22 protein-coding genes and 2 tRNA genes are annotated in these 22,957 nt (G+C 69.0%); 8 read left to right on the top strand and 16 right to left on the bottom strand.

What is annotated here, in order from left to right; translation table 11 throughout:
• Together AAG801_RS16200 and AAG801_RS16195 are read right to left on the bottom strand one after the other, a co-directional pair.
• Positions 1 to 688, bottom strand: a 688-nt coding sequence (locus AAG801_RS16200; protein ID WP_341889286.1) for a YbgC/FadM family acyl-CoA thioesterase, incomplete at its 3' end; no start/stop codon positions are given.
• Positions 685 to 1,596, bottom strand: a complete 912-nt coding sequence (locus AAG801_RS16195) for an alpha/beta hydrolase (RefSeq protein WP_341889293.1) — start codon at positions 1,594 to 1,596, stop codon at positions 685 to 687. The genes AAG801_RS16200 and AAG801_RS16195, both read right to left, overlap by 4 nt.
• A gap of 99 nt (positions 1,597 to 1,695) precedes the next feature.
• On the opposite strand from AAG801_RS16195, the gene AAG801_RS16190 reads away from it, so the two are divergent.
• Entirely contained in the window at positions 1,696 to 2,844 is a 1,149-nt protein-coding gene (locus AAG801_RS16190; protein WP_341889285.1) for an iron-containing alcohol dehydrogenase, read from the top strand.
• Here AAG801_RS16190 and rpoS read toward each other — a convergent pair.
• From rpoS to surE, 4 genes are read right to left on the bottom strand one after another with little or no spacing between them, the layout of a single operon-like run.
• The gene (gene rpoS / locus AAG801_RS16185; protein WP_341889284.1) at positions 2,841 to 3,875 is read right to left on the bottom strand and encodes an RNA polymerase sigma factor RpoS; all 1,035 of its coding nucleotides are present in this window, start codon (positions 3,873 to 3,875) and stop codon (positions 2,841 to 2,843) included. The two genes, AAG801_RS16190 and rpoS, sit on opposite strands and share 4 nt — an antisense overlap.
• Positions 3,876 to 3,900: 25 nt before the next feature.
• Positions 3,901 to 4,785, bottom strand: coding sequence for a peptidoglycan DD-metalloendopeptidase family protein (locus AAG801_RS16180; protein WP_341889292.1), 885 nt, complete (start codon positions 4,783 to 4,785; stop codon positions 3,901 to 3,903).
• A 33-nt stretch (positions 4,786 to 4,818) separates the two neighbouring features.
• Complete coding sequence (locus AAG801_RS16175) at positions 4,819 to 5,634, bottom strand: protein-L-isoaspartate(D-aspartate) O-methyltransferase (protein WP_341889291.1); 816 nt, start codon at positions 5,632 to 5,634, stop codon at positions 4,819 to 4,821.
• Entirely contained in the window at positions 5,631 to 6,407 is a 777-nt protein-coding gene (gene surE, locus AAG801_RS16170) for a 5'/3'-nucleotidase SurE (protein WP_341889283.1), read from the bottom strand. The genes AAG801_RS16175 and surE overlap by 4 nt, the downstream gene beginning before the upstream one ends.
• A 96-nt stretch (positions 6,408 to 6,503) precedes the next feature.
• On the opposite strand from surE, the gene AAG801_RS16165 reads away from it, so the two are divergent.
• The 3 genes from AAG801_RS16165 to AAG801_RS16155 all read left to right on the top strand — a co-directional run bounded on the left by AAG801_RS16165 (position 6,504) and on the right by AAG801_RS16155 (position 10,629).
• A complete protein-coding gene (locus AAG801_RS16165; protein ID WP_341889282.1) occupies positions 6,504 to 7,481 on the top strand; it encodes an NADPH:quinone oxidoreductase family protein in 978 nt (325 codons plus the stop codon).
• A 106-nt stretch (positions 7,482 to 7,587) separates the two neighbouring features.
• Complete coding sequence (locus AAG801_RS16160; RefSeq protein ID WP_341889281.1) at positions 7,588 to 8,322, top strand: response regulator transcription factor; 735 nt, start codon at positions 7,588 to 7,590, stop codon at positions 8,320 to 8,322.
• 54 nt (positions 8,323 to 8,376) lie between these two features.
• Positions 8,377 to 10,629, top strand: coding sequence for an ATP-binding protein (locus AAG801_RS16155; RefSeq protein ID WP_341889280.1), 2,253 nt, complete (start codon positions 8,377 to 8,379; stop codon positions 10,627 to 10,629).
• 59 nt (positions 10,630 to 10,688) lie between these two features.
• On the opposite strand, the gene AAG801_RS16150 is transcribed toward AAG801_RS16155, so the two are convergent.
• From AAG801_RS16150 to uvrC, 8 genes are all read right to left on the bottom strand, one after another.
• Positions 10,689 to 10,764 (bottom strand) — tRNA-His (locus AAG801_RS16150).
• A gap of 39 nt (positions 10,765 to 10,803) precedes the next feature.
• Positions 10,804 to 12,735 carry a SurA N-terminal domain-containing protein gene (locus tag AAG801_RS16145; RefSeq protein ID WP_341889279.1) on the bottom strand — a complete coding sequence of 644 codons (1,932 nt, stop codon included), beginning with the start codon at positions 12,733 to 12,735 and terminating at the stop codon, positions 10,804 to 10,806.
• A 132-nt stretch (positions 12,736 to 12,867) separates the two neighbouring features.
• Positions 12,868 to 12,943 (bottom strand) — tRNA-Val (locus AAG801_RS16140).
• Between the two features lie 16 nt (positions 12,944 to 12,959).
• On the bottom strand, positions 12,960 to 13,232 hold the full coding sequence (locus AAG801_RS16135) for an HU family DNA-binding protein (protein ID WP_341889290.1): 273 nt from the start codon (positions 13,230 to 13,232) through the stop codon (positions 12,960 to 12,962).
• 185 nt (positions 13,233 to 13,417) lie between these two features.
• Positions 13,418 to 14,266 carry a DMT family transporter gene (locus AAG801_RS16130; protein WP_341889289.1) on the bottom strand — a complete coding sequence of 283 codons (849 nt, stop codon included), beginning with the start codon at positions 14,264 to 14,266 and terminating at the stop codon, positions 13,418 to 13,420.
• Between the two features lie 35 nt (positions 14,267 to 14,301).
• Complete coding sequence (gene pgsA, locus AAG801_RS16125) at positions 14,302 to 14,868, bottom strand: CDP-diacylglycerol--glycerol-3-phosphate 3-phosphatidyltransferase (RefSeq protein WP_341889278.1); 567 nt, start codon at positions 14,866 to 14,868, stop codon at positions 14,302 to 14,304.
• A 51-nt stretch (positions 14,869 to 14,919) separates the two neighbouring features.
• Positions 14,920 to 15,381 (bottom strand): hypothetical protein, encoded by a 462-nt coding sequence (locus AAG801_RS16120; protein WP_341889277.1) that lies wholly within the window; start codon positions 15,379 to 15,381, stop codon positions 14,920 to 14,922.
• 19 nt (positions 15,382 to 15,400) lie between these two features.
• Entirely contained in the window at positions 15,401 to 17,329 is a 1,929-nt protein-coding gene (gene uvrC / locus AAG801_RS16115; RefSeq protein ID WP_341889276.1) for an excinuclease ABC subunit UvrC, read from the bottom strand.
• 34 nt (positions 17,330 to 17,363) lie between these two features.
• Here uvrC and earP point away from each other — a divergent pair, with 34 nt between their 5' ends.
• The 4 genes from earP to mnmC all read left to right on the top strand — a co-directional run bounded on the left by earP (position 17,364) and on the right by mnmC (position 22,033).
• Positions 17,364 to 18,422 (top strand): elongation factor P maturation arginine rhamnosyltransferase EarP, encoded by a 1,059-nt coding sequence (gene earP, locus AAG801_RS16110; RefSeq protein WP_341889275.1) that lies wholly within the window; start codon positions 17,364 to 17,366, stop codon positions 18,420 to 18,422.
• A gap of 106 nt (positions 18,423 to 18,528) precedes the next feature.
• Positions 18,529 to 19,080 carry an elongation factor P gene (efp, locus tag AAG801_RS16105; RefSeq protein WP_209386430.1) on the top strand — a complete coding sequence of 184 codons (552 nt, stop codon included), beginning with the start codon at positions 18,529 to 18,531 and terminating at the stop codon, positions 19,078 to 19,080.
• Positions 19,081 to 19,151: 71 nt separating this feature from the next.
• Positions 19,152 to 20,078, top strand: a complete 927-nt coding sequence (locus tag AAG801_RS16100) for a heme-dependent oxidative N-demethylase subunit alpha family protein (protein WP_341889274.1) — start codon at positions 19,152 to 19,154, stop codon at positions 20,076 to 20,078.
• Positions 20,075 to 22,033 (top strand): bifunctional tRNA (5-methylaminomethyl-2-thiouridine)(34)-methyltransferase MnmD/FAD-dependent 5-carboxymethylaminomethyl-2-thiouridine(34) oxidoreductase MnmC, encoded by a 1,959-nt coding sequence (gene mnmC, locus AAG801_RS16095; protein WP_341889273.1) that lies wholly within the window; start codon positions 20,075 to 20,077, stop codon positions 22,031 to 22,033. Before AAG801_RS16100 ends, mnmC begins: the two co-directional genes overlap by 4 nt.
• Here mnmC and AAG801_RS16090 read toward each other — a convergent pair.
• Both AAG801_RS16090 and rpiA read right to left on the bottom strand, forming a co-directional pair.
• The gene (locus AAG801_RS16090; RefSeq protein ID WP_341889272.1) at positions 21,999 to 22,181 is read right to left on the bottom strand and encodes a hypothetical protein; all 183 of its coding nucleotides are present in this window, start codon (positions 22,179 to 22,181) and stop codon (positions 21,999 to 22,001) included. The genes mnmC and AAG801_RS16090 overlap by 35 nt on opposite strands.
• Positions 22,182 to 22,269: 88 nt before the next feature.
• Positions 22,270 to 22,929, bottom strand: coding sequence for a ribose-5-phosphate isomerase RpiA (rpiA, locus tag AAG801_RS16085; RefSeq protein WP_341889271.1), 660 nt, complete (start codon positions 22,927 to 22,929; stop codon positions 22,270 to 22,272).
• Between the last annotated feature and the right edge of the window lie 28 nt (positions 22,930 to 22,957).

Raw genomic sequence — 22,957 nt, 5'->3', positions numbered from 1 at the left:
CGTGGCCCACGCCGCTGCCACGCACCGACGCAATCACCGCCATGCGACCGATCTTCGCCACCCCCGGCACATGCTGCAGCAGCCGCCCGGTGGCCAGCGGCAGGCCGAAGCGGTTGTGGGCCACCGCGTGCAGGCATTCGGCATCGGCCGCATCCCATTCCATCTCTGCGGGGATGCGCTGCTCCTCGATGAAGACCTCGGTGCGGATCGCCCCGGCGTCGCGCCCGAGCGTCGCCCAGTCGCCCACCCTCACCTCCACCATCCCCTGCCCCGCCTCGAAGCCTTCGAGCACGGCGCGCAGCGACGCCGGCACCGGCCGCGAGGTCTGGCTGTGCGGGTCGGCGAAGACGTAGACCAGTTCACCCTCGACCAGCAGGTCGTCGCCACGGAACACGCCGCCGAGGAACTGGATCGACGAGTTGCCGATGCGCGCGCAGCGCATGCCGACGTCGAGCCGGTCGTCGTAGCGCGCCGAGCCGTGGTACTCGACGGTGGCCTTGCGCACGTAGAGATCGCCGCCGAGCGACTCCATCGACTGCGCATAGGGCAAGGCCAGCGCGCGCCAGTAGCCGGCCACCGCGGTGTCGAAGTACATCAGGTAGTGCGCGTTGAAGACGATCTTCTGCGCGTCGATCTCCGCCCAGCGCACGCGCAGGCGATCGAAGAACCGGAACTCGCTTCGCTTCATGGCTCGAAGGCCCTCCTCAATGCCGCGCCGAGCGCAGCCTGTGCATGGCGGGCCTCGTCGAGCGCGCGGCCCATCTTGATGAAATCATGGGTCACGCCGCGCACCAGGTCCAGCGTGACCTCCACTCCTGCGGCACGCAGACGGTCGGCGTAGGCGACGCCTTCGTCGCACAGCGGGTCGCACTCGGCGACCAGCACGATCGCCGGCGCCACGCCGTCGAGCTCTTCGGCGTTCAGCGGAGCGAAGCGCCAGTCGCTGCGCTGTGATCGATCGATGTACTGCTCGAAGAACCACTCGATGGTGGTGGCGTCGAGCAGGAAACCGTTGGCGAACAGGTGGTGCGAGGCGGTGTCGGCGTGGGCCGTGGTGCCAGGCGTGATCAGCAGCTGCGCGCGCAGCGGCAGGCCGTGGTCACGCGCCAAGATGGCCGCGACCGCGGCCAGCGTGCCGCCGGCGCTGTCGCCACCGATGGCCAGGCGATCGCTGTCGAAGCCCAGCGTTCGTCCCTCGCCGTGCAGCCAGCGCAGCGCGGACCAGCTATCGTCCACCGCGGTCGGGAAGCGATGCTCCGGCGCCAGCCGATAGTCCAGCGCCAGCACCTCGGCGCCGCTGTGCAGCGCGAGCTGCCGGCACAGGCTGTCGTGCGTCTCCAGCCCGCCGATCGTGAAGCCGCCGCCGTGCAGATACAGCAGCGTGCCGCGCGCCGACTCGTTCGGGCGGTAGCGCCTTGCGGCGAGCAGCGCCCCATCGGCCCCAGGCACCTGCAGGTTCTCCACCTTCGCCATCGGCGCGCGCGGCAGGTCCAGCACCTCGGCGCCTGTCACGTAGGCGACTCTCGCCTGCTGCGGCGTCATCGTGTGGAACGGCGGGCGATTGGCGCGGCGGATGCGGTCCAGCACGCCGGCCATGCGGGGAGTCAACAGATGGGTGCTCATGGGCGGGCGGCAGTCTGCCACACACGGGTGCGCCCGGTTGCGCACCGACGCGCGCTGCCTACACTCGCAGCCATGGCCTTCATCAACTACATCACCCAGATCCAGCTCGACTTCGGCGCGGTGTCGCTGCTGGCGCAGGAATGCGAACGTGTCGGCATGCGCAAGCCGCTGATCGTCACCGACGCGGGCGTGCGTGCGGCCGGCGTGCTCGACAAGGCGCTCGCGCCGCTGGGCACCCTGCCCCATGCGGTGTTCGATCAGACGCCGTCGAATCCGACCGAAGCCGCGGTGCGCGCCGCCGTCGCGGTGTACCGCGAGGCCGGCTGCGACGGACTGGTCGCGGTCGGCGGCGGTTCGAGCATCGACCTGGCCAAGGGGGTTGCCATCGCCGCCACGCACGAGGGGCCGCTGAAGACCTACGCGACGATCGAAGGCGGCAGCCCGAAGATCAGCGAGCGTGTGTCGCCGCTGATCGCCGTGCCGACGACTGCCGGCACCGGCAGCGAGGTGGCGCGCGGCGCGATCGTCATCGTCGACGATGGTCGCAAGCTCGGCTTCCACAGCTGGCACCTCGTGCCCAAGGGGGCGATCTGCGACCCCGCGCTGACCCTGGGCCTGCCGCCGATGCTGACCGCAGCCACCGGCATGGATGCGATCGCGCATTGCCTCGAAACCTTCATGGCGCCGGCCGTCAATCCGCCGGCCGACGGCATCGGCCTCGACGGCCTGGAGCGCGGCTGGGCGCACATCGAGCGCGCGACGCGCAATGGGGCCGACCGCGATGCACGCTGGCAGATGATGAGCGCGAGCATGCAGGGCGCGATGGCCTTCCAGAAAGGCCTGGGCTGCGTGCACAGCCTCAGCCACAGCCTCGGCGGCGTCAATCCGAAGCTGCACCACGGCACGCTCAACGCCGTCTTCCTGCCGGCCGTGGTGCGCTTCAATGCGCCGGCGGAATCGATGCAGCGTGACCGCCGCCTCGCGCGCATCGCGCATGCGATGGGCATCGGTTCCTGTGACAGCGCCGGCACCGAAGTCGCCGAGGCGATCCGCGACATGAACGCACGCCTGGGCCTGCCGAACGGCCTGCGGGCCATGGGCGTGGGGCCGGAACTGTTCGAGCGCATCATCGATGGCGCCATGGCCGACCACTGCCACAAGACCAACCCGCGCATCGCCACGCGCGAGGAGTATCGGCAGATGTTGGAAGCTTCTCTCTAGAAGACCGAGTCGCGGTCGATGCCGTTGCGCAGCATGCGACGTTTCAGCTTGAGCAGCGCTTCCTGCTGGATCTGACGGATGCGCTCGCGCGTCAGGCCCAGTCGCTCGGCCAGCACCTCGAGCGTCTCCGGCTCGCGATCGCGCAGGCCATAGCGGCCGGCCAGCACCTCGCGCTCGCGGTCGTTGAGTTCTTCCAGGCCGTGATCGAGCAGGCGTTCGACCTCGTTGGACAGCGTCAGGCTCATCGGATCGCTGGCGCCGTCGTCTGCAACGGTGTCGAGTACCGACTCCGAGTTGCCCTCGGCGGGGTGGCGCTCGAGCGGCGCGTCGAGCGAGGTCGGCTGTTCGGCGAAGCGCAGCAACTCGGCCACCTCGTGCACCGGCCGGCCGACCGCAGCCGCCACGTCCTCGACGCGTACCGGCCGCTCGCCGTCGATGCCATCGGGCGCCTGCGCCTCCAGGGCGCGGCGTGCCTTCAGCACCTGGTTGAGCTCGCGAACCACATGCACCGGCAGCCGCACCAGCCGTGCCTGGTGCATGATCGACCGCTCGATGCTCTGGCGGATCCACCACGAGGCGTAGGTCGAGAAGCGGAAGCCGCGCTCGGGCTCGAACTTGCCGATCGCGTGCATCAGGCCGAGGTTGCCCTCCTCGATCAGGTCGGGCATCGGCAGGCCGCGGCCGAGGTAGTTCTTCGCGATGCTGACCACCAGGCGAAGGTTGTGTTCGATCATCGCCTGGCGGGCCTCGAAATCGCCCCCTCGCGCGCGCACCGCGGTGTCGTACTCCTGCTGCGGCGTCAGCAGCGGTGCGCGGCGGATCTCGCGCAGATAGGTCTGCAGCGTGTTGCCGACCTCGCCCTCCCCGGCGGCGAGCAAGGTCGCGGGGCGTTCCGCCCCGGCGGGCTCGTCGTCGGCGTCGGGGGCGGGAATCTCGGAGGAGAGCCCGTCACCGTCGGTCAGCGCATGGCCATTCAGCAGCGGTGGGGGGCTGACCGATTTCCCGTCGAGCGATGTGCGCTTTCTGGGCATGGTCGGTGCTCCCCCGTGATCGCCGTCAGCGCGGCGGCAACAGCTTGGCCGGATCGACCGGCTTGCCCTGCTTGCGGATCTCGAAGTGCAGCAGCACGCGGTCGGAGTCGGTGTTGCCCATCTCGGCGATCTTCTGTCCGCGCTTCACGGCCTGATCCTCCTTGACGAGCAGTGTCTGATTGTGCGCGTATGCCGTCAGGTAGGTGGCGTTGTGCTTGAGGATCACGAGGTTGCCGTAGCCGCGCAGGCCCGAGCCGGCGTAGACCACGCGGCCGTCGGCGGCCGCCAGCACCGGGTCGCCAAGCTTGCCGGCGATGCCCATCCCCTTGCTCTTGCCTTCCTCGAAGACGTTGTTGACCGGGCCGGAGGCCGGCCACATCCAGTTGACGTCGTCATCACCGTCGCGCTGCGGTGCGGCAGCGGTGCTCACGTTGGTCGGAACGGCCGGGGCGACAGGTGCCGTGCCGCTGGCGGCCACCGGCGCGGGCTTGGCATCGAGCGGCCGCGTCTCGGCCCTGGCGGCAGTCACCGGCCGCGTCGACACACCGGCGTCATTGCCCGGCGGCACGACACGCAGCACCTGTCCGACCTCGATCACGTTCGCGTTGTCGAGGTTGTTCCACTTGACCAGGTCTTTCCAGTTCTGACCGCTTTCGAGCCCGACGCGGATCATCGTGTCGCCGGGCTTGACGGTGTAGTAGCCCGGCTTGCCGGCGTTCTCCGCGCCCGGCAACGGCTTGGCCGCATCGGCGGCGGGCTGGGCCGGAACCGAGCCCGGCGCCGGCGGCGTGGCCAGCGTGCTGCGGCCACCGACGACACGATCCTCGACCGGCGCCGGATGCTTCGACGTGGCGCAACCGGCCAGCAGGGCCACGCACAACAGCATCGCGCTGCCCGTGCCGCGGCGCATCGAAGAGGGACTCACCTTCTGATCATTCATGCATCAACCACCGAGACCTGATTTTAGGGGCACGAACTTCACCGTTTCGTGAACGCTGTGCGCGTACCCGTGTTCGTGGCGATCGACCACGACGAGAACCTGCCTGTGAGTGCGAGGTTCCTGCAAGGGCGCCACCAGGCGGCCGCCGATTGCCAACTGTTCCAGCCATGCCGGCGGCAGCGCTTCACCGCCTGCGGCGGCAATGATGCTGTCGTACGGCGCGTTCGGCGGGTGTCCCCGCATGCCGTCACCATACACCAGACGCAGTTGCGTCAGCCTCAGCGCCGCAAGATGCTCACGTGCCTTGTCGTGCAGCGGGCGCAGCCGCTCGATCGAGATCACCTGCTTCGCCAGACGCGCCAGCAGCGCCGCCTGGTAGCCGCAGCCGGTGCCGATCTCCAGCGCCCGCCCGAGTGATTGACCGGCACGCGCGTTCGCGCCCTGCATCAACAGTTCGAGCATGCGGCCGACGACCGACGGCTTGGAGATCGTCTGCCCGTGGCCGATCGGCAGGCTGGTGTCCTCGTAGGCCTGTGTCGCGAGCGCTGCGTCGACGAACAAGTGCCGCGGTACGCTGTCGAGCGCGGCAAGCACGGCCTCGTGCTGCAGGCCCTGCGCGTGCAGCCGCTGAACCATGTGGCGGCGCACATCGGCCGAGTCGAGTCCGAGGCCCGAAGGCGCGGCACGGCGTACCGCGTCGGCGTGGGCCTGCTGCAGCGGTGCCTGCGGACGCAGCATCGGCCTGGGCGCGGCCGGCGCACCGCCGACCTGGTCGAGCCGCAGCGGGAAACGCGGGCCTTTCGGGCCGCCGTCGCTCATGAAGCCGAGCCGGCCGCCCAGGCCTGCCACGCCGGCAGCGCGGAATGGTCCGTCAGATCCACCTGCAGTGGCGTGACCGACACGGCGCCGTTGGCGGTGGCATGGAAGTCGGTGCCTTCGCCGCCTTCGCGCGCATCGCCGGCAGGCCCGATCCAGTAGATCGTCTCGCCGCGCGGGCTGGTCTGGCGGATCACCGGCTCGCTGGCGTGGCGCCGGCCGAGCCGCGTGATCTGCCGCGGCAGTCGATCGGCATCGGCGCGGTTCGGGATGTTCACGTTGAGCAGCCAGGCAGCGCCGGCGGGCGGCTGACGCAGCGCCTGCTCGATCACGGCGCGCGCGACACGCGCCGCGGCATCGAGATGGCCCCAGCCCTTCTCGACCTGGGAGAAGGCGATCGCCGGAATGCCGAACAGGAAGCCTTCCATCGCCGCGGCCACCGTGCCCGAGTACAGGGTGTCGTCGCCCATGTTGGCGCCGTTGTTGATGCCCGAGACGACGAGATCCGGCCGCTGCGGCAGCAGGCCGGTCAGCGCGACGTGCACGCAGTCCGACGGCGTGCCGTTGATGTAGCGGAACGAGTTCACCGCGTCGCCGTGCCCGTGGCGTGCCGGATAGACCGACAGTGGCCGCGTCAGCGTCAGCGAGTTCGAGGTGCCGCTCGCGTTCTGCTCGGGCGCGACCACGTCGATCTCGCCGAGCCCCGCGCAGGCCTGCACGAGAGCAGCGATGCCAGGCGCCAGGTAGCCGTCGTCGTTGGCAATGAGGATGCGCATGGCTGCATTGTAGGGACGCGTCGCGCAGGCGACGGAGTACCGGCTGGTTGATGCTTATCATGCGCCGCCACATCGACCGCGTCCGAGGAGACCCCCATGCATGCCTGGCTGTGCGAGAACCCGACCGGCGTCGACGCCGTGGCCTGGAAGGAGTTGCCGACGCCCCAGCCGGCAGCCGGCGAGGTGCTGATCGCCATCCGCGCGGCGAGCCTGAACTTCCCGGACCTGCTGATCGTGCAGAACAAGTACCAGATGAAGCCGAACCCGCCCTTCGTGCCGGGCTCGGAGTTCGCCGGCGTGGTCGAGGCGGTGGGCGATGGCGTCAAGCATGTGAAGCCGGGCGACGCGGTGGCCGCCTTCTCGGGCACCGGTGGCTTCGCCACGCATGCCTGCGTGCCTGCGGCCGTGGTGATGCCCCTGCCCGCGGGCTTTGCCTTCGACGATGCCGCGGCCTTCGTGCTGACCTACGGCACCACCCACCATGCGCTGGTCGATCGCGCCGCACTGAAGGCCGGCGAGACCCTGCTCGTGCTGGGCGCGGCCGGCGGCGTGGGCACGGCGGCGATCCAGATCGGCAAGGCCGTCGGCGCGCATGTGATCGCCGCCGCCTCGAGCGACGAGAAGTGCCTGTTGTGCCGCGAGATCGGCGCCGACGAGACGATCAACTACACCAGCGCGAACATCCGCGACGAACTCAAGCGGCTGACCGCCGGCAAGGGGCCCGACGTCGTCTACGACCCGGTCGGCGGCGACCTCGCCGAACCGGTGTTCCGCTCGATCGCCTGGCGCGGCCGCTACCTGGTGGTCGGCTTCGCGCAGGGCAGCATTCCCAGCCTGCCGCTGAACCTGGCGCTGCTCAAGGGCGCGTCCATCGTCGGCGTGTTCTGGGGCGAGTTCGCCCGCCGCGAGCCGCAGGCCAACGCCCGCGCGCTGGGCGAACTGGCCCAGTGGTATGCACAAGGCAAGGTCAAGCCGGTCATCGACCAGCGATTGCCGATGACCGCATTGCCGCAGGCCTATGAGCGCATGGGCACTCGAAAGGTGCGCGGCAAGCTGGTGCTGGTCAACGGCTGATCCCCCGTAGGCGGGAACTTCGTCACACTCCGACGGAATGCGTGACGGAGTGCGCTAACATGCAGCGCAAACAAGAACGGCCCCTCGAAGCCGTGTTGGGTGGAGCATGTCAGTCAAAGTCCTGATCCTCGAAGACAACCCGGTGGCGCGCAGCTTCCTGTGCCGCGTCGTCCGGGAAAGCTTCAGTGACGCGATCGCCATCACCGAAGCCGGCGACCTCGAAAGCGCGCGCCGCCAGATCGGTCCGCTCGCGTCGCGGCAGGAGCCGGCCGACCCGTTCAAGCTGATCCTGGTCGACCTGGAACTCCCCGACGGCAACGGCATGGAACTGCTGGCCGAACTGTCCAAGTACCCGGCTACGAAGATCGTCACCACGCTCTATTCCGATGACGATCACCTGTTCCCGGCCCTGCAGTGCGGCGCCGACGGCTACCTGCTCAAGGAAGACCGGTTCGAGGTGCTCGTCGAGGAACTGCAGAAGATCGTGCGTGGCCAGCCGCCGCTGTCGCCGGCGATTGCGCGGCGCCTGCTGACGCACTTCCGCCAAGGTCCCGGTGGCCAGCCGGTGGACAGCAGCCCCGCGCCGCTTAACTCGGGCTTCCAGAGCAGCCGGCCAGTACCCATGGGCCGCGGCGCCCCGCTGGACCATGAACGGCTCACGCCACGCGAGAGCGAGGTGCTGACCTATCTCAGCAAGGGCTTCACGATCAAGGAGATCGCGAACCTGATGGGCATCAAGTGGTTCACCGTCAACGACCACATCAAGTCGATCTACAAGAAGCTCAACGTCTCCAGCCGTGCCGAGGCCGCCGTGCTGGCGAGCAAGCAAGGTCTGGTCTGACGCAGGCATAGCGCCGTGGCGCACGAGTCATCGCCGGCGAGGCACCCGCGCCCGATGGGCTCGCCGCAGGGGCCGATGTCGACCTTCGCGCCGGGTGACTCCATTCTCGAATCGAGCTTCGGCGAGCGACTCGCGCTGGCCGGCGATTCGATGTCGCGCTGGATGGGCTGGCGGTTGCGCCTGCTGGTCCTCGCAGCGCTGATCGGTTGCCTGGGCCTGTTCCTGCTCGCACGGGAGATGGCATCGCTGCCGCGCATCGACGCGAGCTGGCGGGCCTCGATGAACGATCAGGTCGAACTGGCGAAGGCATCGGACCCTGCTCTCGCCCCGATGGTCGGACAGGTGCTGGTTGCCGTGCAGGCCGACGGCCGCACGGTCGAGATCAGGGACTCGCTGACCCTACAGCGATCGGCGCGCTGGGTGATCGACGACGAGGCGCGCGCGCGCCATCACCTGCTGCACGAGCAACTCGACGACGTGCTGTCGCAGCCGGCCGTGCAACTGGTGTTCGCCGGTGGCCGCAGTGCCCTGGTGCAGACCGCGCCGCGCGGTTTCGCCGGGTTGCCGGTGATGTACTGGCTGCTGTGCAGCCTCGCGCTGCTGCTCTACCTGGTTGCCATGGTCGTGCTGCTGGCCAAGCCGAACGGGCGCAACCTGCTCTATGCGCTGCTGGTGGTGTCACAGGCAGGCAACCTGATCTTCATCGCCATCGAGTCCACACTCGACCTGGCCCTGCCCGTGCGCGTCGCGAACCTGGACTTGCCGCTGCGCATCGGCTTCGATCTGGTGACGGCAGCGGCAATCGTCCACGCGGCGGCGTTGCACCCGCGCCGCCTGCCACATGCAGCGGTGATCGCAGTGCTCGCCTGGCTGGGCGCCTTCGGCCTGACCGCACTGGTCTCGCTGGGCGCGCTGCCGCTCGGATGGTGGTGGGTGCAGGGCGCGGTGCTCGTCTACGGCCTGGCGATGGTCGCGCTGATGAGCTGGTCCTACCAGATCGAGCCGCATCCCTTCGCGACGGTGCTGCGCCGCATCGGCCTGGTGACGCTGGCCACCTGGTTGCTGTTGACCGCCGCGCTGGCTGCCGCCGTGGCCCATCCAGGCGTGCACCTGAACATCGCCTCGGTCGGCTCGATGGTCTGGTACGTGTTCTTCGCCTCGCTGCTTCTGCTGGTGCCGTTCCTGTCGCGGTCGCAGCAGATCATGCGCGAGTTCTCGATGCTGGCCGCCGTCAGCACCGTGGCCACGTCACTGGACCTGCTTTTCGTCGCGGTGTTCTCGCTCGGGCAGTTCGCCTCGCTGACGCTGGCGCTGTTCGTCTCGTTGGCTGTCTACTCGGGCGCGCGCCAATGGATCCTGAACCAGCTCATGGGCAGCAACATGCTGACCACGGAGCGCATGTTCGAGCAGCTCTACCGCATCGCGCGCGAGGTCGAGGTGCACCCGGAGCGCACCGCCATGCTGCTGTCGGAACTGCTGCGCGAGCTGTTCGAGCCGATGGAGGTGGTCATCGCGGAACGCTCGGTTGGCGCCACGCGCGTCTCCGGCGACGGTTCGACGCTGATGATTCCAGTGCCTTCTCTGGGTGGCGAGACGGTGCAGCAATCGGGCTCGATCGTCATCCGCTTCGCCAACCGCGGCCGGCGCTTGTTCACCTTCGAGGATGCGCGGCTGACGGCACGCGTCGTCGAGCAACTGCGCCGAGCCGTCGCCTTCGACAAGGCGGTCGAGCAGGGTCGCAGCGAGGAGCGCGCGCGACTGGCCCAGGACCTGCACGACGACATCGGTGCGCGGCTGCTGACGCTGATGTACAAGGCCCAGTCACCGGAGATGGAAGAGTACGTGCGCCACACGCTGCAGGACCTGAAGACCCTGACGCGCGGGCTGGCCGCACCGAACCACCGCCTCTCGCACGCCGCGGCAGAGTGGAAGGCCGACCTCACGCAGCGCCTGACGGCGGCCCATGTTCAGCTCGAATGGACCTTCGAGTCCGACGAGGACATCCTGCTTACCGTCGTGCAATGGTCGGCCCTCACGCGTGTGCTGCGCGAGCTCGTCAGCAATGCCATCGCGCATGCACGCGCCACCCGTGTCGAGGTCTCGCTGGTTCTGCGCAAGGACCGGCTGGACCTGCAGGTGCTGGACAACGGCGAGGGGCGCAACCCGCGCGCCTGGTCGCACGGGCTCGGCTTGGGTGGTGTGCGCAAGCGCGTCAAGCAACTCGGCGGCGAGGTCGAGTGGCGCGAGCTGAGCCCGCGCGGCATCGGCTGCCGGGTGACCATCCGCGAGCTGTCGTCGCGCGCCTGAACGGCCTCCGCAACGGGAACAAAAAAGCCGGGCGTTGGGCCCGGCTTTTCATGGTTCGGTGGGGTGGCTGATGGGACTCGAACCCACGACGACAGGAATCACAATCCTGGACTCTACCAACTGAGCTACAGCCACCGCAGAGCCCGAAAGTATAACCGAGCGGGCGCGGGAAACTCAGTTGCCGGTCGGTGCGCTGGCCGCGAGCGCGGCGGCTGGAAGCGTCTCGGCGCGCAGGCGCGCCTTCAGAGCAGCATAGTAGGCCTGCGCCTCGGCATCACCCCACGACTGCCCGTATTGCGCCTGCAGGCGCTGCGGATCGCCGATCGCCGGGTCGCGCGGGAGGACCTTCGCGATCTTCACCACCGCATAGCCCTGCGTGCCCTGGTCGACGCCCACGAATGCCGGCAGCTTGTCGCCCGGCGCACGCAGCGCCGCATCGAGCACCTCGCGAGGCACGTCGCGCGCGGCACTGCGCGACACCGTGACCGCGGCGCCGGGCATCGCGCCATCCGGCGTCTTCTGCAATTCGGCCAGGCGCGCCTCACCTTCCTTGCGCGCAAGCGCTGCGGCCTGCTTTGCGGCGACCTTGTCGCGCACCAAGGCCTTGACCTGATCGAAGGGGCGCTGGCGTGCCGGCTCGTGTTGCACGATGCGGCCGGAAGCGAGCTGGTTCGGGCCGACCTCGACCGCCTCGACGTTGCGCTTGTTCTTCACCGAATCGCTCGAGAACAAGGCCTCGAGGAACTTGACATTGGCCAGGGCGCCGTTGGCGCCCGGCGCCGGCGCGCGCTTGACGTCCTTCGCCGTGCGCAGCTCCAGCTTGAACTTGTCGGCTGCCGGCTTGAGGCTGTCGGCCTGCTCGTAGACCATGTTGGTGAACTCGACGGCCGCTGCCGCGAAGCGCGTCTGCGCCTGCTGCTTCTTCGCCTCGTCCTCGATCTCCGCGCGCACCTGTTCGAAACTCTTCTTCTCGCCGCCGCGCGCGTCGGTGACCTGGATGATGTGGTAACCGAAGTCACTCTCGACCACACCGCTGATCTCGCCGCGCTTGAGGCCGAAGGCCGCATCCTCGAATGGCTTGACCATCGCGCCGCGACCGAAGAAGTCGAGATCGCCGCCACGCTGCGCCGAGCCGGGGTCGTCGCTGTTCTTGCGCGCGACATCGGCGAAGCTGCCCGGCGCCTTCTTCACCTCGGCGAGCAGTTGCTCGGCCTTGGCCTTCGCCTTCTCGCGCTCGGCCGCCGGCGCGCTCTTCTCGGCCTTGATCAGGATGTGGCTGGCGCGCCGCTCCTCGGGGGTCGAGTAGCGCTTCTCGTTCTCGGCGTAGTACTTGCGCAGTTCGTCCTCGGGAACGGTGATGCCCTTCTTGATCGAGTCGAGATCGAGAACCAGGTACTCGATGGACGCCTGCTCGGGCGCCTCGAACTGCGAGGCGTTCTCCGGCGCCTTGTAGTACGCATCGAGCTCGGCGTCGGTCGGCGTGACCTTGGCGAGGTAGTCCTTGGCGTCGAAGCGCTGGATCTGGATTTCTCGCTGCTGCAACAGCGCGTCGAAGGCAGCGCCGCTGCTGACGGCCGGGCCGAAGGCGGTGCCACCGACGCCCTGCAGCACCTGGCGCTGTGTGATGTCCTGGCGCACGCGCGCCTCGAACATCTCGGGGCTCATGCCCTGCGCATTCAGCAGCGCCTTGTAGGCATCGACGTCGAAGCTGCCGTCGGGCTTCTTCAGCGAGGCGAGCTGCGGAATGGCGAGCAACTCGCGCTGCAGCCGCTCGTTGCTCGTGACCAGGTGCAGCTTGTCGGCGGCGACCAGCAGCACCCGTTCGCGCAGCAGGCCGTCGAGCACCTGCTGCTTCATCTCGGGCGTGTCGAACAGCTTCGCGTCGACACCGGGCATCTGGCGGCGCACACGCTCGACCTGCTCGCGCTGCGCGGCGGTCCACTCGGCCTGCGTGATGGTGAGGCCGCCGACCTTGGCGACGGGCTCGTTCTCGCCGCCGGTGAAGCGGCTGTAGCCCTGGATACCGAAGAACACGAAGGACGGGAAGATGAGCAGCACCAGCACGAACTGCAGGATGCGGGTGTGCTTGCGGACGAAATCGAACATCGGGCGCCTCGATCGACAACGGGAGGTCCAGATGCGACAAAGGCGAACCTCGGTTCGCCTTCGGGTCTGGACAGTTGCCGGGATTCTATCGCAGGCCTTGCGGGCCGGCCGGCTTGGCCCCTGGGGGCCGGGTGGTGGGTGCTGAGGGGTTCGAACCCCCGACCTACGCCTTGTAAGGGCGCCGCTCTACCAGCTGAGCTAAGCACCCGCGGAACACTGTGCAATCAGTTCAGCGCGTCCTTCAGGGCCTTGCCCGGACGGAACTTCGGAACCTTCGCGGCCTTGATCTTGATCGTGGCGCCGGTGCGCGGGTTGCGGCCGCTGCGCGCGGCACGCTTGCCGACGCTGAAGGTGCCGAAGCCGACCAGCGAGACGCTGTTGTTCTTCTTCAGCGTCTGCTTCACACCGCCGATCATGGCTTCCAGGGCACGCGTGGCCGCGGCCTTGGAGATATCCGCCTGACGGGCAATGTGCTCGATCAATTCAGACTTGTTCACGGGTTTTCCCCCTCTCAAAAGGTTCTCGAACGGAATTCGGTGGGTGTCTGGCGCGCGCCGGTACTGGGTACGTCGGGCGCGGGTCATTACAAGCCGTGCCCCCGAGGCTGTCAAGGGCGGAGCGGGATTCTATGCGCAATCATTTGCTTCCTAGGTGTGCCCGGAACACGACGCTGTGCAGCATGTCATCGACCGTCGCGCACGACCAGTGCAACGCCGACGACGGTGATCGACATGCCCATCAACATGAGCGGTGTGAAGGCCTCTCCGAACAGCAGCCATGCCATCGCCGCGGTGCATGGCGGCACGAGGTAGAGCAGGCTCGTGACCTGTGTCGCCGCGCCACGCTGGATCAGAAGGTAGAGCAGCGAACTGCCGCCGAGCGTCAACGCGAGCACCGACCAGGCCATCGCGATCGCCAGGTCGGGATGCCACTGCATCGCCTCGCGCTCGAGCAGCAACGCCAGCGGTGCCGAGACCGCGAAGGCGGCAATCAACTGCACGGTGCTGGCGGCACGCACGTCGGCCACACGCACATGGCGCTTCTGGTAGAGCGTGCCGGCGGTGATGGACAGCAGCGCACCGGCGGCGAGCGCGAGGTTCGCGGCCGTGACCTCGCCCACGCCCAGCTTGCGCCAGACGACCAGCGTGAGCCCACCGAGTCCGAGCACCAGCCCGAGCCACTGGCGCGCCGACACATGGCTGCGCTCGCCGGCGGTGGCGCTCAGCCACAAGGCCGTCAGCACCGGCTGCAGGCCGACGAGCAGCGCCACAGTACCGGCACCCATGCCGCCCTTCACCGCAGACCACACGCCGCCGAGATAGCCCGCGTGCATCAGCACGCCCGACACCGCGAGATGCCGCCACTGCACACGCTCGGGCCAGGCCACGTTCGACCAGCGCATCCACGCGACAAAGCACAGCACCGACAAGGCATAGCGCACCGAAAGGAAGCCCAGCGGCGGCGAATGCGGCATGCCCAGACGTGCGACGACGAAGCCGGTGCTCCAGATCAGCACGAACACCCAGGGCATCGCCCGCAGCAGCGGGCGCTCGTCGAGAGCCACCGTCAGCGTGCCTTGGCGCGGATCTCGGGCAGCGCCTTCTGCAGGTAATAGACCATCGACCAGATGGTCAGCACCGCGGCGACGAGGATCAGCACGGTGCCCCACCAGTGCGTGTCGATCAGGCCGAACAGGCGTCCGTCGAACAGCAGGAACGGGATGGCGACCATCTGCACGACCGTCTTGAGCTTGCCGAGCATGTGCACGGCGACGCTGCGCGATGCGCCGATCTGCGCCATCCATTCGCGCAGCGCCGAGATCGCGATCTCGCGGCCGATGATGACCAGCGCCACCAGTGCGTGCAGCCGGTTCAGGTGCACCAGCACCAGCAGCGCGGCGCAGACGAGGAACTTGTCGGCCACCGGGTCGAGGAAGGCGCCGAACGACGAGGTCATGTTCAGCTTGCGTGCCAGGTAGCCGTCGGCCCAGTCGGTGAGCGCGACGACGATGAACAGCACGGTGGCCATGAGGTTCTGCGCCCCGGGCTCGAGCTCGAGGTAGAACACGCCGACGATCAGCGGGATCGCGACGATGCGGGCCCAGGTCAGCAGGGTCGGCAGGTTGAAGAACATCGGCCGATTGTGCCGAAGTTCTTCACGCCGCCGTCTGGGACGCCCGAAGACCTACAACTGGCCTTCGGTCAGCGTGTCGAGCTGGAACTTGCCGCTCTTGTCGACCAGCCAGGTCTCGGTGTACTTGACCGTGCCCAGGCGCGCCGGTGCCGGCAGCGGCGAGGCCTTGCGGATCAGCTCGCGCACCCGCGCCGTCACGTCCGGAGCATGGCTGGGCGCGCGCAGCATGCGCACGTCGCGAACGTTGCCGTTCGCATCGATCTCGGTCTCGACAACGGCGATCGCGTGCAGCAGCGGCGGCAGCTTGCCCTTGTAGATGCTGTCCGGGTAGGCCGCGTAGATGGCGCGTGCACCGTCCTGCCGGTAAGCCTTCTCGCTGGTGGCCATCGACACACGGCCCGACGGTGGTTTCGCTGCGGGCGCCGCCGGCGCCGGCGCGCGCGCCACCGGCGCGGCGGGTGGCGCGGGCGGCGGTGGGCTCGAACAGCCAGCCACCAAGGCCACGACCGCCATCGAGAGGCCGGCTCTCGGATCAATGCAACGCACGATAGATCTCCTCTGCAAGTTCTCGCGATATTCCGTCCACGCTGGCGAGGTCGTCGACACTCGCCTGCCCCACGCCGCGCACGCCACCGAAGCGCTGCAGCAGTCTCGCACGCTTGCGCGGGCCAACACCGGGAATCTCCTCGAGCCGGCTGCCTCCGGTGCGAACACTTGCACGGCGCGCACGCATGCCGGTGATCGCGAAGCGGTGCGCCTCGTCGCGGATCTGCGCGACCAGCATCAGCGCCGCCGAGTCGCGCCCGAGGTAGACCTTCGGCCGGCCGTCGGCGAACACCAGTTCCTCCAGGCCGACCTTGCGCCCTTCGCCTTTCTCGACGCCGACGATCAGGCCGAGATCCAGGCCGAGTTCCTCGAACACCCCGCGCGCCATCGCCACCTGACCGCGGCCGCCGTCGACCAGCACGAGGTCGGGCAGCTTCGCCGTACCGGCGCTGGCTGCCTCGGCCAGCTTGGCGTAGCGCCGCGTCAGCACCTGGCGCATGGCGGCATAGTCGTCGCCGCCGGTGATGCCCTCGATGTTGTAGCGGCGGTACTCGGCGTTGCGCATGCGGTGGTTCTCGAACACCACGCACGATGCCTGCGTTGCTTCGCCGGCGGTGTGGCTGATGTCGAAACACTCGATGCGAAAGGTGTCGAGGTTCTCCACCGCCAGGTCGAGCGCCTCGACCAGCGCGCGCGTACGCGCCTGTTGCGAGCCCTCTTCCGCCAGCAGTTGCGCAAGCTTGAGCTGAGCGCCCTGGATGCACATGTCCAGCCAGGCACGGCGGGCCTCGCGCGGCTGGTGTTGCGCGCTGACACGGATGCCCGACTGCGCGGAGAGCGCCTCGATCAGCGCCTTGCCGACCGCATGGCTGAGCACCAGAAGGGGCGGCACCGGTGCGTCGAGGTAGTGCTGGGCGATGAAGGCCTCGAGCACCTGCACTTCCGGCAGCGGGCGCTCGCCTTGTTCGCCACCCCACTCGCCCTCCTCGCCCGCGAGCACGGTGCCCTCCTCGACGTGTGCGGGGAAGTACGGCCGGTCGCCGAGGTGGCGGCCGCCGCGCACCATCGCCAGGTTGACGCAGGCCTTGCCGCCCTCGACGCGCACGGCGAGGATGTCGGCATCCTTGGTGGTCATCGCGCTGTTGTCCTCGACCGACTGGCGGTGCAGCACGCGCGACAGCGCACCGAGCTGGTCGCGGATCTCCGCCGCCTTCTCGAACTGCAACGCATCGGCGTGGGCCATCATCTGCGCCTGCAGCGCGCCCATCACCTCCTGCTCGCCGCCGAGCAGGAAGCGCTCGGCGTTGCTCACGTCGCGCGCGTAGTCGCTCGCGTCGATCAACTTCACGCAGGGGCCGGAGCAGCGCTTGATCTGGTAGAGCAGGCAGGGCCGCGTGCGGTTGGCGAAGACGGTGTCCTCGCAAGTGCGCAGGCGGAACACCTTCTGCAGCATCTGGATCGACTCCTTCACCGCCCAGGCGCTCGGGTACGGCCCGAAGTAGCGGTGCTTCTGGTCGACCGCGCCGCGGTAGTAGGCGATGCGCGGGAAGGTGCCCGAGACGATCTTCAGGTACGGGTAGCTCTTGTCGTCGCGGAACAGGATGTTGTAGCGCGGCGCGAGTGCCTTGATCAGGTTGTTCTCGAGCAGCAGCGCCTCGGCCTCCGAGCGCACCACCGTGGTCTCGAGCCGCGCGATCTTGCCGACCATGTGGCCGATGCGCGTGCCGCCGTGATCCTTCTGGAAGTAGCTCGAGACACGCTTCTTCAGATCGCGCGCCTTGCCCACGTAGAGCACCGCGCCCTGCGCATCGAAGTAGCGGTACACGCCGGGCAGGCCGGGCAGCGCGGCAACCTCGTCGAGCAGCCGCGAGCGGGCCTCGTCGCCGGGGGGGTCATCGGTCGTCGTCGCTTGCATCGGCGCGGATTATCGAGCCGGATAATCCGCCGCCATGCTCTGGGACATCTTCTGCCGCGTGATCGACAACCACGGCGACATCGGTGTGTGCTGGCGACTGGCGGCGGACCTGGCGGCGCGCGGCGAGCGGTTGCGGCTGTGGGTCGACGATGCGTCGGCGCTGGCCTGGATGGCCCCGCATGGTGCGGCGGGCGTCGAGGTCCGCGCCTGGGACGTTGCCGCTAACGGGGACAGCCAGCCAGGGGATGTCGTGGTCGAGGCTTTCGGCTGCGATCCGCCGGCAGCCTTCATCGCGCGCATGGCAGAGTGCGCCGCGGCACCCTGCTGGATCAACCTCGAGTACCTCAGCGCCGAGTCTTATGTCGAGCGCAGCCATGGTCTGCGTTCGCCGCAGTCGCATGGCCCGGGCGCCGGCCTGACGAAGTGGTTCTTCTACCCGGGCTTCACGTCGCGCACCGGCAGCCTGCTGCGTGAACCCGGGCTGCTGGCACGGCGCGAGCTGTTCGATGCGAACGACTGGCGGGCGCGGCACGCGATCCGCCTGCACGCCGGTGAGCGGGTCGTCAGCCTCTTCTGCTACGACAACGCGACGCTGCCGGCGCTCGTCGACTCGCTCGCGCAGCAGCCGACGCTGCTTCTCGCCACGCCCGGTGCGGCCACGATGCAGATGCGTGGTCTGCGCCACGAAGGCCAGGCGCACTCTGCGCTGCGGGTCATCGAAATGCCCCATCTCACGCAGCTCGACTACGACCACCTGCTGTGGTCCTGCAATCTGAACTTCGTGCGCGGCGAAGACTCGTTCGTTCGCGCGCAGTGGGCCGGCGCACCGTTCGTCTGGCACGTCTACCCGCAGTCCGACGGCGCACACGAGGCCAAGCTCGAGGCCTTCCTTGACGTATTTCTAGACGGTGCCGAAGCGGGCTTCGCCGGCGACCTGCGCGCGCTGTGGCGTGGCTGGAACGGCTTGGGCGCTGCGTTGCGCTGGCCCGAACCCGACTCCTGGCGCCGACACTGCGAGAACTGGCGCACGACGCTGGCCGCGCAGCCCGATCTCGGCTCCCAACTGCTCGGCTTCGCCCGCGAAAGGCGCTAGAATTGCGGGCTTTGCGCCTGCGGGGGACTCTCGCGGCGACACCCCAGGTGCCCGGACCACTCCGTGCGTCCGTACTGACCAGGCACCCGCAACACCGGAAGTCACCATGAAGATCGCACAGGAAATCCGCGCCGGCAACGTCATCATGCAGGGCAAGGACCCGATGGTCGTGCTCAAGACCGAATACAGCCGCGGTGGCCGCAACGCCGCCACGGTGCGCATGAAGCTCAAGAGCCTGCTGAACAACTCGGGCACGGAAGTCGTCTTCAAGGCCGACGACAAGATGGACCAGATCGTGCTGGACAAGAAGGAGTGCACCTACTCCTACTTCGCCGATCCGATGTACGTCTTCATGGACACCGAGTACAACCAGTTCGAGGTCGAGGCCGAGAACATGGGTGACGCGATCAGCTACCTGGAAGACGGCATGACCGTCGAGGTGGTGTTCTACGACGGCAAGGCCATCTCGGTCGAACTGCCGACCTCCGTGGTGCGCGAAGTGACCACCGAGCCGGCCGTCAAGGGCGACACCTCGGGCAAGGTCATGAAGCCCGCCAAGATCGCCACCGGCTTCGAGATCGCGGTGCCGCTGTTCGTCGAGAACGGCGACAAGATCGAGATCGACACCCGCACGCACGAGTACCGCAAGCGCGTCTGAGACCAGCCGGCCGATGCGAGCACGGGCGCCTGCGGGCGCCCGTTTCATTTTCTTCGGCATCATTGCGGACCATGCCGTTCGACTTCACTGCCGTCACCGCCCCGTTTCGCATGCAGCCCGGGCTGCGCGCGCTGGCCGACGATGCCACGCAGCTGACGCCGAACCGCCCCGGCGACCGCGCGCTGGCCGAGAAGCTGATCGTGCTCGCGCGCCATGCCGAGCAGGCGCTGGTCGAGGCCGAAGGCTTCGACGCCGCACCGGCGCTTCGACGCCTCTGCGAGCAAGCCGCCGCCGAGCAGCCGCAGGCCTGGCGTCGCATCGAAGAGTTCGCCTGGGAGGCACCACTGCTCGGTTGGTCGCTCGACGCCGACACCGTGCGGGGCGACGGCCCGCCCGAGATCGGCGCCTGCCTTGCCGCGCTGCCGCCGCGCTGGCGCCTGCCGGGCCTGCTCAGCCTGGCCTTCGCCGAGGACTTCGCGGTAATCGACGGCGCGACCGCGCGCATCCCCTGGCTGGCGGTGTGCCTGCCCTCGCACTGGGCGCCGCAGGACAAGGTCGGCCGCCACTTCGCAGAGGTGCACGCGCCGGTGGCCGACAACCGCCTGCTGCTCACCGCCAGCGACCACCTCGCGCGGCTGGTCACCGGCACGCAGCGCTGGGAGCGCTTCGTCTGGACGATCACGCCCGAGCCGCGGCTGGACATGCACCCGCGCCGCGTGCCGCCACCGCGCTGGCCCGCCGACGCGGATGCCGACGCACTCGCCGCCATGGCCAACTTCCGCACCGAGCGGCAGACCTTCATCCCGTTGCCCGAAGCGCGGCAGGCGATCTTCACCATCCACGTCGAGAGCCGGCCACTGGCGAACGCGGTGGCCACGCCCGCGCAGGCCGAGACGGTCCATGCCGCGCTGGCCAGCATGAGCGAAGCCGTGCTCGCCTACCGCGGCCTCACGAGCGCGCGTGATCGCCTGCTCGAGTGGCTGGCCGCGCGGCGATGAAGACCGCGCCCATCGTCGCCGCGCAGATCGAACCCGGCGCCGATGGCCTGCCCTTCGCTGTGCACTACGGCGATCGCTACCACCCGCGTGCCGGCGCGCTCGAGCAGGCGAGGCATGTCTTTCTCGGTGGAAGCGGTCTGCCGCGGCGCTGGGCGGGCCGTGAGCGCTTCGTGATCGCGGAGACCGGCTTCGGACTGGGGAACAACTTCCTCGCCGCTTGGGCGGCCTGGCGCCGTGACGAGAAGCGCTGCGAGCGGCTGCACTTCCTGTCGGTGGAACTGCACCCGCCTCGGGTGGAGGACCTGCTCGCCTGGCCGCGCGACGCCGAGATTCAGCCACTCGCCGATCAACTCGCACGGCAGTGGCCGGCGCTCACGCCGGGCCTGCACACGCTGCGCTTCGACGATGACCGGGTCTGGCTGCAACTCGCCTTCGGCGACGTGGCCGACTGGCTGCCCGAATGGGTGGCGCGCATCGATGCGTTCTTCCTCGACGGCTTCGCGCCGGATCGCAATCCGCGCATGTGGGAGCCGCGGCTGTTCAAGTCGCTTGCGCGGCTGGCAGCGCCCGGGGGCACGGCGGCAACCTGGTCGGCAGCCAGCGCCGTTCGCGAGGGCCTGCAGTCGGCCGGATTCGAGGTGCACAAGGCACCGGGGCACGGTGGCAAGCGCGACATCACCCTGGCGCACTTCGTGCCACCGGTGACGCGACGCTCTGCCCCGCCGGGCCGCCCACGGGAACGGGAGGTCGATCATCACGCCTTGGTGATCGGCGGTGGGCTGGCCGGCTGTGCCGCCGCCTGGGCGTTGGCCGAACAGGGCTGGCGCAGCACGGTGATAGAGCGTCACTCGGAACCGGCCTGCGAGGCCTCAGGCAACCCGGGCGGGATCTTCCACGGCATCGTGACGCGCGACGATGGCCTGCACGCGCGCTGGCACCGCGCCGCCGCGCTCGCGTTCGCGCCGGTGGCGAGCGAGGCGATCTTGTCCGGCGTGCCCGGCGCCGTCGACGGCCTGCTGCGCCTGGAGCGCGAGGCCGGCGATGCCGCAGCGATGGCCGCATCGCTGCGGCGGCTCGGGCTGCCCGCCTCGTATGTCGAGGCGCTCGATGCGGCCGAGGCCTCGCGGCGCGCCGGGCTGCTGCTGACGAGCCCGGCATGGTTCTATCCCGCCGGCGGTTGGCTTTCGCCACGTGCCCTGTCAGCGTGGTACCTGCGTCGCGCGGGTGCGCTTGCCTCGTGGCAGGGCGGAGCCGTCGTCGAGCGTCTGCAACGTGACGGCGAGGTCTGGCAGGCGGTGGATGCACGCGGCACCGTGCTCGCCTCGTCACGCACGGTGGTGCTCGCCAATGGTGCTGGCGCGATGCGGCTGCTCGGTGCGCCTGACTGGCCGATCGAATCGATCCGCGGCCAGGTCAGCATCGGGCCGGCGGCCGCGCTGCCGCTGCCACGCCTGCCAGTCACCGGCTCGGGTTACCTGCTGCCCGCAGTCGGCGGCCAGCAGGCCGTCTTCGGCGCGACCGCCCAAGCTGACGATGCCGATGGATCGGTGCGGCAGGCGGACCACCGCCTCAACATCGACCGCCTTGCCGCGTTGTTGGGCCAGGCACCCGCCTTGCGCGCGGAAGACCTCGCGGGGCGCGTTGGCTGGCGCTGCACGGCAGGCGATCGACTGCCCGTCATTGGCGGCGCACCGGACGAAAGTTCACCCGCTGTGGGCTCCGCCGATCAGCCGCGCTTCGTGCCGCGACGGGAGGGACTGTTCATGTTCACCGCGCTGGGCTCGCGCGGCATCGGCATGTCGGCACTGGGGGCGCGCCTGCTGGCGGCCTGGGTCACCGCTGCACCCTCGCCGGTGGAGGCGAGCCTGATGGACGCCGTCGATCCCGCGCGCTTCACAGCGCGGGCGCGGCGCAAGTCGTTCAGTTCGATCCCGGCGCCGGCTCGGACGGCGTGACCGCTTCGCCTTGAGCCTGCGGGGACTCGTCCTCGCCGGGTGCGCCGCCGGTCTTGCGGTCGGCCTTCTCACGGGCCTTCTCTTCCTTCTTCTTCTTCTTGGCCAGCTCGCGCTGGCGCTTCTCGTACGAATAGTTTGGCTTCGCCATGCGTAAGGTCCTTCCCGGAGTGATGCTCGCCTCGTGGCGCCCAAGCCGCGAGGTTACGCGCTTTTCGACGCCGCGCGCCGCGGCCTGTTCAGAAACTGAGCGTCTTCACGCCCTGCGCCGTACCGAGCAGACAGACGCGTGCACGATGCCGCGCAAAGATGCCCACGCTGATCACGCCCGGCCACTGGTTGGCCTCCTGCTCCATCGCCAGCGGGTCGGTGATGGCCAGGCCCTTGACGTCGAGGATGCAGCCTCCGTTGTCGGTCACCACGCCTTCGCGCAGCACCGCCTCGGCGCCCAGCGCCGCGAAGCGCCGCGCGACCTGCGAGGTGGCCATCGGGATCACCTCCACCGGCAGCGGGAAGCGGCCCAGCGTGGTGACCAGCTTGGACTCGTCGGCGATGCAGACGAAGCGCTCGGCGAGGTCGGCGACGATCTTCTCGCGCGTCAGCGCGGCGCCGCCGCCCTTGATCATGTTCCCGCCGTGGTCGATCTCGTCGGCGCCGTCGATGTAGACCGGAATGCGCTCGACGCTGTTGCTGTCGAGCACGGTGATGCCATGGGCCTGCAGGCGCTGCGTGCTCTTCTCGCTGCTGGAGACGGCGCCGGCAATGCGGTCCTTCATCGTGGCGAGCGCGTCGATGAAGCAGTTCACCGTCGAGCCGGTGCCGACGCCGACGATGCTGCCGGGTTGCACGTAGGCCAGCGCGGCCTGGCCGACGAGGGCCTTGAGTTCGTCCTGGGTCATGGGGTGGGCGGTCGGTGCGGGTCGGTTT

Source organism: Variovorax sp. YR752 (assembly GCF_943372545.1).
The sequence above is the reverse complement of the archived record's forward strand: the minus strand, read 5'-3'. Positions and strand labels throughout refer to the sequence as shown.

Excerpts from the sequence above, each read along its gene's own strand:
- AAG801_RS16195 (WP_341889293.1), bottom strand. The coding sequence starts at position 1,596 with ATGGCCGGCGTGCTGGACCGCATCCGCCGCGCCAATCGCCCGCCGTTC.
- AAG801_RS16190 (WP_341889285.1), top strand. The coding sequence starts at position 1,696 with ATGGCCTTCATCAACTACATCACCCAGATCCAGCTCGACTTCGGCGCG.
- rpoS (WP_341889284.1), bottom strand. The coding sequence starts at position 3,875 with ATGCCCAGAAAGCGCACATCGCTCGACGGGAAATCGGTCAGCCCCCCA.
- AAG801_RS16180 (WP_341889292.1), bottom strand. The coding sequence starts at position 4,785 with ATGCGCCGCGGCACGGGCAGCGCGATGCTGTTGTGCGTGGCCCTGCTG.
- AAG801_RS16175 (WP_341889291.1), bottom strand. The coding sequence starts at position 5,634 with ATGAGCGACGGCGGCCCGAAAGGCCCGCGTTTCCCGCTGCGGCTCGAC.
- surE (WP_341889283.1), bottom strand. The coding sequence starts at position 6,407 with ATGCGCATCCTCATTGCCAACGACGACGGCTACCTGGCGCCTGGCATC.
- AAG801_RS16165 (WP_341889282.1), top strand. The coding sequence starts at position 6,504 with ATGCATGCCTGGCTGTGCGAGAACCCGACCGGCGTCGACGCCGTGGCC.
- AAG801_RS16160 (WP_341889281.1), top strand. The coding sequence starts at position 7,588 with ATGTCAGTCAAAGTCCTGATCCTCGAAGACAACCCGGTGGCGCGCAGC.
- AAG801_RS16155 (WP_341889280.1), top strand. The coding sequence starts at position 8,377 with ATGGGCTCGCCGCAGGGGCCGATGTCGACCTTCGCGCCGGGTGACTCC.
- AAG801_RS16145 (WP_341889279.1), bottom strand. The coding sequence starts at position 12,735 with ATGTTCGATTTCGTCCGCAAGCACACCCGCATCCTGCAGTTCGTGCTG.
- AAG801_RS16130 (WP_341889289.1), bottom strand. The coding sequence starts at position 14,266 with ATGCCCTGGGTGTTCGTGCTGATCTGGAGCACCGGCTTCGTCGTCGCA.
- pgsA (WP_341889278.1), bottom strand. The coding sequence starts at position 14,868 with ATGTTCTTCAACCTGCCGACCCTGCTGACCTGGGCCCGCATCGTCGCG.
- AAG801_RS16120 (WP_341889277.1), bottom strand. The coding sequence starts at position 15,381 with ATGGCGGTCGTGGCCTTGGTGGCTGGCTGTTCGAGCCCACCGCCGCCC.
- uvrC (WP_341889276.1), bottom strand. The coding sequence starts at position 17,329 with ATGCAAGCGACGACGACCGATGACCCCCCCGGCGACGAGGCCCGCTCG.
- earP (WP_341889275.1), top strand. The coding sequence starts at position 17,364 with ATGCTCTGGGACATCTTCTGCCGCGTGATCGACAACCACGGCGACATC.
- efp (WP_209386430.1), top strand. The coding sequence starts at position 18,529 with ATGAAGATCGCACAGGAAATCCGCGCCGGCAACGTCATCATGCAGGGC.
- AAG801_RS16100 (WP_341889274.1), top strand. The coding sequence starts at position 19,152 with ATGCCGTTCGACTTCACTGCCGTCACCGCCCCGTTTCGCATGCAGCCC.
- mnmC (WP_341889273.1), top strand. The coding sequence starts at position 20,075 with ATGAAGACCGCGCCCATCGTCGCCGCGCAGATCGAACCCGGCGCCGAT.
- AAG801_RS16090 (WP_341889272.1), bottom strand. The coding sequence starts at position 22,181 with ATGGCGAAGCCAAACTATTCGTACGAGAAGCGCCAGCGCGAGCTGGCC.
- rpiA (WP_341889271.1), bottom strand. The coding sequence starts at position 22,929 with ATGACCCAGGACGAACTCAAGGCCCTCGTCGGCCAGGCCGCGCTGGCC.